At 60.4% G+C, this 7,352-nt stretch carries 5 protein-coding genes; 1 reads left to right on the forward strand and 4 read right to left on the reverse strand.

The features are described from left to right. Both ABT116_RS37375 and ABT116_RS37380 read right to left on the reverse strand, forming a co-directional pair. Positions 1-205, reverse strand: a 205-nt coding sequence (locus ABT116_RS37375; RefSeq protein WP_502984004.1) for a hypothetical protein, incomplete at its 3' end; no start/stop codon positions are given. A 413-nt stretch (positions 206-618) separates the two neighbouring features. Beyond that, positions 619-1,863 carry a thiolase family protein gene (locus tag ABT116_RS37380; protein ID WP_003943767.1) on the reverse strand — a complete coding sequence of 415 codons (1,245 nt, stop codon included), beginning with the start codon at positions 1,861-1,863 and terminating at the stop codon, positions 619-621. A gap of 981 nt (positions 1,864-2,844) precedes the next feature. Here ABT116_RS37380 and ABT116_RS51015 point away from each other — a divergent pair. Then, the gene (locus tag ABT116_RS51015) at positions 2,845-3,249 is read left to right on the forward strand and encodes a hypothetical protein (RefSeq protein ID WP_003943784.1); all 405 of its coding nucleotides are present in this window, start codon (positions 2,845-2,847) and stop codon (positions 3,247-3,249) included. Between the two features lie 1,018 nt (positions 3,250-4,267). On the opposite strand, the gene ABT116_RS37390 is transcribed toward ABT116_RS51015, so the two are convergent. Together ABT116_RS37390 and ABT116_RS37395 are read right to left on the reverse strand one after the other, a co-directional pair. After that, positions 4,268-5,440 carry a cation:proton antiporter gene (locus ABT116_RS37390; RefSeq protein WP_166502234.1) on the reverse strand — a complete coding sequence of 391 codons (1,173 nt, stop codon included), beginning with the start codon at positions 5,438-5,440 and terminating at the stop codon, positions 4,268-4,270. A gap of 7 nt (positions 5,441-5,447) precedes the next feature. After that, positions 5,448-5,924, reverse strand: a complete 477-nt coding sequence (locus tag ABT116_RS37395; RefSeq protein WP_037131094.1) for a cation:proton antiporter regulatory subunit — start codon at positions 5,922-5,924, stop codon at positions 5,448-5,450. Positions 5,925-7,352: the final 1,428 nt, after the last annotated feature.

Consider the following 7,352-nt stretch of genomic DNA (forward strand, 5'->3'; position numbering starts at 1 on the left):
GTGCGCTGAGCACGAAGGTTTCGAAAAACCAGGTTACGTGTGCGCGATGCCATTTCGTCGGCGATACGTCTGGCATCGACTGTACGGTTTGATCTTCAGGTGACAGAGGGGCAGCGAGCAGCTCGGTGTAATTGCGGATCCGTTCATAGTGGACACTCAACGCAACCTCTGACCCGGACACCGACTCGGGGGGCACTGCGATCACATCGTGCTCCTTATCGAGATTCCCAACCCACATCGGTGCAGGTCCGGTACAAATTGGCGAAAGCCTATATCGAAACGAGTTAATAACATGCGCGGAATTGATACCATGACGCTGGGTCACTTGCCGACGGTCCGTTGCGCCGCTATAATGTGGCGCCGAATGCGGACAGCTCCATCTGGATGGAACGCCGCGATCAAGCAACTAGCATCTCTCGGGCGGCAGAAGTGTCTCTTTGGCGTGTTTCGCAACGTGCCGAGGCCACATCTCGGATCCGATCGTAAACATCGGTCAGATCACACGCGTCGAGGCCAATTGATTACCTCACCGGATCGAACGGCACACGGGGAAGACGATCATCCGCGTTCCCCGTAAACACTTGCAAGGGGGTCGATAATTCAGCTTCTACGACTAGTTCATCCCGACTCGCGTGCGTTCTCCAGCATCAGGGCGACACCCTGTCCAGATCCGACACACACCCCGACCAGACCATATCGCAAGTTGCGTTCGGCCAACTCCGTAGCCAGGGATAGGACATAGCGGCTTCCTGACGAGCCGAACGGGTGTCCGATTGCCACCGCACCCCCGTTCGGATTCAGTTTGTCGTCGGGAACCTGAAATCCGTCGAGCTGCACCGTTAACTCACGTAGTACCCCGAGGGCTTGCGCGGCGAACGCCTCATGAACTTCCCATACATCGACCTCCTCTGGAGCGACGCCAGCGCGCGACAGCGCGTGTGCCATTGCCCAGGCTGGAGCGATACCCATATAAGCCGGATCCATCGCGTACGTCGCTGATGAGACCACACGCGCAAGTGGCGTCAGTCCGAGTTTGGACGCGGCACGGCGTGAGGCTAGAACGACCGCGCTAGCCCCGTCGGACAGTCCGCTGGAGTTTCCTGCTGTCATCTGCGTCGTATTGGGCTGTGGCCGCAGTGCAGCCAATTTTTCTGCGGTCGTGTCTCCACGGATGAGCTCGTCGGTGTCAAACTGCCGTGCCGGCGTCGTGCGTGTTGCAGCAAGGGATATCGGATGAATTTCTTTGGCAAAGCGCCCGCGGTCACGGGCGGCTGCCGCATGACGATGGGAGCGCAGTGCAAAGGCGTCGATTTCCTCGCGAGTCAACCCATAGCGGTCGGCTACGTTCTGCGCAGTCTCGATCATCGAGATGTAGGCGTTTCGGGTCGCCAGACCTGGATGTGGTGGTCCGCCGGCCCCTGTCCACATGGTGTCCAGCATGATTTGCGGTCCCCGTGGAGCGAAGGCGGCATCTCCCTTCATGAACGCCCAACCCGATCGGGACATCGACTCGGCACCTGCGGCGAGCCCGATATCCATCTCGCCTGAGCGGATTGCGTGCGAGATCGTGACCGCCGCACTCAGAGACGACGCGCAGTAGCGGTTGACAGTAATCGCTGGAACCGAATCCGGAAATCCGGCCGCCAAGGCGGCCCACCGGCCCAGATTTCCCATCCCTTCATGAGCAGGATTCACGCACCCTGCCACGATCTCCTCCACCCGTTCCAGAGGAACCTCGACGCGACTACACGCTGCGGCCATAGTTTGGCCGAGTAGATCGTCGAGACGGATATGCGACAGCGCGCCGCCGTATTTTGCGACGGCAGTTCGTACCCCACCAATGACAAAGGCATCGTTGTCCATGCGTGCACGTTAGCAGGTTGGACCTTTGGGTCCATTCGGAGCGGAAGGGAAACATACGGTGTGTCGTGCGATTGCGCCGGTGTCCTCGGTGCAATCCTTCTCTGTGACTTGTCGGGTGACCGAAATTTGCGGATTCAAACCTACCTTGAGTCCCACCCGAGTAGTTGGACTGAAGAGTCCGTTCGGATGTGCTGGGCCTATAAACGCAGGAAGGGTCGACAAATGCAGGAAGGGTCGACGTGACCGTTGAACTGCAGCAATACGCCGAAGTCGGCCATTCACCGGGCATATCCGGCGCCGCATAACGCAGCAGGATGGCACAGGGTCGGCGTTTGTACCCAGTAATGGAATGAATTATCAACCGGGGCATCTACATCGGCGTCGTTTCCGGCCCGCCTCCATTCCGTCCGCCGACGAGTTCGAAGTGGCACGGGCGGGCGCCAACTCACCGTTCCCATCGTCGTCACCGATCAGTCGCGGTCAAGGAGATTTAGAAGTTGATCAGAGTTCGTACCGGGGTGCGGTCTTCGGCGGGATAGCGTGAATTTGGCATAATTCCTCGTGCAACGGGACAGGACAGCCTATCCCTATCAGAGCCCTCGGACTGCTGGAAGCCGTTCATCATCGTTGTCGTCTTTGAAACCGTTGCCGCAGTGGGGAGTTGAGAAACCGCCGCTCGCGGGTGGAGGTCATGAATGTGCCGTGTCAGCTCGATCGAGCAACAGCACCGCCCTCTCCCCGGAGTCGTTTCGCCACCAGCAACGTCCGGACACAGGGTGGACCGAGCCTTCAGTCCATGTGTACGCTCGGTCGTTCACCTCCGAAAAACAGGTCAGCGATCCGGACTCAACTCGGGCCACTGCGAGCGTGCTTCCGAAGTCTCGCACAGAAATGACTCCGTCCGGCTCCACGACCAGTCGGCGCGCTGGGTCCACAGCGTAGCGATCTACCTCCACCCGAAAGTCGTGCCAGGGAACATCGATGGTCCAGTCGTTCGGCTCGATCCCGTCAGGCATCGAGCACTTCCACGTGTGGGAGAGGGGCCTGCCGGAGAATCCTGAGGGCTTGACAGACGGTAATCGTGTAGTCGACGAAGTAGTCGTGGCGACCGCGTCGCATCGCTTCACGATGTACTGGGTGCGCCAGCCACCGGTTGTGGGATGCTTCGTCGTCGAACTCGACGATTGTGCAATTCTCGCCATCGTCCGCTTGAAAGCGCTTGAAAGAGATAAGCCCTGGTATCTCGTGGGCCGCCGCGATGACGTCCGCACCGAGTTTCCCGTACCCCTCCGCTACGCCCTCTCGAGTCCGCTGACGAAACACGGTCACAATCACATGGCCCCAAGGTTCGTGGTGATGCCGGAGTCTCCAGTGCTCCTTGTGTGATCATGTCACCAGCGTCAAGCGGAACAGATGAAGAGCGAGGACTCACCCGCTCAGGTGACAGGACGAAGACTCACGCCGGACAGATATCTCCCACTAGTTCGTCACTGGCCTCGCAGGTGAGCTGGCCGAAGCTAATCTCCGCCCCTACGTGGTCCCAAGAAATCGATCTCAGATGGAGATCCGTTGCGTCGCATGGCTGGCGACGATCGGCAACCCGGCCCACACAGTGAGGTGCGTACGTTGATCGATCCGCTGGGATTGAGTCCGACGAGCCATCACACTGTTGTCGTGTCAAAGTCGAGTGCGACTGACGATCATTGCCGCGTGAGGCGTCCAGTGGGGTGGAGTGTTGGCAGTTCGAGAGGCGCAGCTGGTCGGTTCCGAACCGAGCAGTTCGTTGGCACATACGAAATCCGTCACCACTGCACACGTCCTCGTGCATGTCTCCATCGGTGGCGTGTTTGAAGCCGGCGCCGCCACCTTCGAGTGCGCGCAGGATGGTGCCTGCGGGACGGGGCCATCATGACTCGCGACGAAACTGTGCACCGCGCCGCAACATCGAGTTGCTTCGATCGCGGCCGAGGTCGTGGAAACTCCTGACAGCAGCAGAAACCGGCGATGGTGGCATCCGTTACGAACGTGAGGAAAATCAGGGGGGATGGTTCGTACCAGTACGGGATGAGGTCATGGCCGTGTCTGTGATCGAGCAATGCGGTCGGGGTTAGGCGCGGCTGATCACGATCCGGTAGTCGGTTCGATCGTCGGGGCTGTGGGCAAAGTGGTCATCGACCTACCCTTGCGGACCCGACTTGCCCCTGCCACGCCCAATTGTGTGAAGGTGCACTTGGAGATTCGCTAAAGAGCTGGTTCAGCGGAACCGAAATTTCCGAGGCGCTGAAAGCATTTGTGAGCGTTTCGGGTAGTTGGCTTGCCCTTCAACAGGTTCAACGTTTGACCGATACCGAGTCGCGGCGGGACGGGCGATTCTGTTCGACATCCGGACAGAATAGGGCCGCAATCAGGACTTCGTACGAACCTTGATGTACAACGAGGCAACCGGTTCGATAACTCTTGCCGCCACTGGACCGATGACCGCCATCAGGAGCACGTAAGCCGTTGCCAATGCCGCCAGTTCGGCGTCGACCGCACCCGCGGACACCGCCAGCCCGGCGATGATGATGGAGAACTCACCGCGGGCGATCAGGGCGGCACCGGCGCGCGCTTGACCCATTCGCGCGACACCCTGACGTCTGGCCGCCCAGGCGCCGGTGATCAGCTTCGTGATCGCGGTGACGACGGCCAGGATCGCAGCCCACCCGAGGACGGGCGGAATGGAACTGGGATCGGTGTTTAGACCGAAGACCACGAAGAACATTGCAGCGAACAGATCTCGAAGGGGCTCGAGTACGCGACTGGCATTGTGCGCCGTCGACCCCGAGATCGCGATCCCGAGGAGGAACGCGCCCACAGCCGCCGACACCTGCATCGCCGAACTGATGCCGGCAACCAGCAGTGCGGCACCGAGCAGCTTGAGCAGGAGCGTCTCACTGTCGGGACTGTCGAGGAGCGCGGAGACGTACCGCCCGTATCGCAGGGCCACAACAAGAACCACGGTGATGACCAACAACGAGATCCCGACCGCTTCGAGCCCGCCCATGAAGCTGACGCCCGCAAGCATCGCGGTCAGAATCGGCAGATACAGCGCCATCGCCAGGTCTTCGAACACCAGAATCGACAGCACGACCGGTGTCTCGCGGTTACCGAGGCGCCCCAGGTCGCTGAGCACCTTGGCGATGATTCCCGAAGACGAGATGTAGGTGACGCCGGCCATGACCGTCGCCCCCACGACGCCCCAGCCGAGCATCAAGCCGACCACCGCGCCAGGGGTGGCGTTGAGGACGATGTCGACGATGCCGGCTACCCGCGAGCGTTTGAGACCGGTGACGAGCTCGGCGGCAGTGTATTCGAGCCCCAAGAGCAGCAAGAGCAGGACGATCCCGATCTCACTTGCCAGATGGGAGAACTCGCCGATGTCTCCGAGTTGGATGAAACCGCCCTGTCCGAAGCACAGGCCGCCGATCAGGTAGAACGGGATCGGCGACATGCCGACGCGAGCAGCGAGTCGTCCGAGCAGTCCGAGCGCGAAGAAGACCGCGCCGAGTTCGATCAGTGCGAGGGTGGTTGTGTCCACGCGCCAGTCAGCCGTTGGCCAAGATTTTTGCCGCTGCGGCCAAACCGTCCGGCGTTCCGACTGCTACGAGAAGGTCTCCCCCGGTGAAGGTGAAGTCGGGGTTCGGGGACGGGCTCACCTGTCCCGCGCGCATGACGGCGACGATGGACACTCCGGTGCGCGTGCGCATGCCGGTGTCCCCGAGGGTCTGTCCGTCGTAGCGAGAACCGTCCTTGATGTAGAGTTGTTTGGTTCGAATGCCCGGAAGGTCACGGTGCTCTTCTTCGAGCTGAGCAACGAGCTGTGGGGCACCCAGGAGATTGCTGAGCGCTGCCGCTTCCTCGGTGGTCAGAGGCAGTGAGGCAGCACACGCGTCAGGGTCGTCTGCCTTGGACACGATGAGGTCGGTATGACCGTCCCGATGGGTGACGACACCCACGCGACGACCGGAAGACAGAACAAAATCCTTGCGCGTCCCGATCCCCGGTAGTGGGGTGACTTCTATTCATATACCAACGGTATCGCGAGAGGGCGTAATCCGCAGTACGCAGTTCACGACGGGCGAACCAGCGATCCACCGAACAGTTTGGACCTGAAGCCATTCGGCCAGGCAACAGGCAGTCCTGACACTCAAGGTGTTCAGCCTCTAGAACGGGCCGACAGGGTCGAACGTCGCCACCCGGCCCAGACCCGATGCACCGCCGTTGGCGATCGCACAGCAATCGGCATCTCCTGACCGCGCTCCGAAGATGGCCGACCGTCAGCTCATCCCGATTGCCCTGACGGTTGAGCGTCGAAGAATAATGACCTCACGACGAACTCGAAGATGTCTCGGTGTGGGAGTCGTCCGAATGGGCCAGCGCCTGGCTGGCGGCGAATTGGATGCACTTAGAGGCACCTCCATCCAAAATAGCGGGCTCGATAAATCGGGGTGAATGCACCGTCAACGCATCGAAATGGCTCAGCTACATACTTATTCACGGCCGGACGCTAAACTGGCCCACACATTTCGTTCGTCCACGCCGAGATTGAGGCCCAACGCATGAGCCGTCGCATTTTCCGGGAGCCAACCGCCGATCGGATACACCTGACATTGTTTGCGATAGCTATCGCGAGTCATCTGTTGTGGGTGTTGATGATATGGCGACAGGAGCGAAAGCGTAGGCGGTAAGCGTGGGATGATTGCGTCACCGCATGGATTTATGCCGGTTACTGGGCGGGCGCCGGGGCAGTGACGAAGGAAACACTTATGTGCCACTGAGGCGCACCTGTACTGCCGCCCCCGGCCGCCACTTAGACGCCGACAACACGGTCCCACGCATCTCGATGTCGCTCACCGCTGCGTACTCCGGCTAGTAGAGGCAACGCTGAACTACCACAGCGCATTTCATTTCGGTGTGCGCTGCATTTACTGAAGAGAGCATGTCCCTGGTCGCCCGTCGCGTTGCTGCTCCTAATGGGTAACGCCGACTTCAGCACTACAACCGACCACGTCACCGTCGTCGAGGGGCACGCTGGCGCAGTTTCCGTCCGATCCCGAGTAGCGGGAGTCGAACGGAAACTGTCGGTCCGCACCGACGATGCCAGCGGCATCCATGGATTGCCCGAGTTCCTCACATGGCGCATGTCGTACTCGATTGGTTCCGGCACACTCCGGCGATGATCGAGAAGATCGTGTTGATCTCGACTGAGATGTGCACGCCCCACGCACCTACGACGTCGACGGGGCGGGGTAGCCGACGTCGACTGGGGCGCCGAACTACACCTCCGACGTGTTCGGCACTTCAGTAACGCTGATCAGGTACGGCGGATCAGTCACGTAGAAGTCCACCGGATGTCGAATTTGTGAAGTCCTCACCGAGGATGTTGCTCATGCTGAGGTCGAGGAGCGCTTCGGGTTCTTCGCCAAAGCTGTCACCGGTGGGCTCGAAGC

Origin of the sequence: Streptomyces sp. NPDC002130 (assembly GCF_040296465.1) — a bacterium.
Taxonomy (GTDB): domain Bacteria; phylum Actinomycetota; class Actinomycetes; order Streptomycetales; family Streptomycetaceae; genus Streptomyces.

What these genes read in the sequence shown, in the direction of transcription:
- ABT116_RS37380 (WP_003943767.1), bottom strand. Translation starts at nt 1,863, where the DNA reads ATGGACAACGATGCCTTTGTCATTGGTGGGGTACGAACTGCCGTCGCA.
- ABT116_RS51015 (WP_003943784.1), top strand. Translation starts at nt 2,845, where the DNA reads ATGGTCCAGTCGTTCGGCTCGATCCCGTCAGGCATCGAGCACTTCCAC.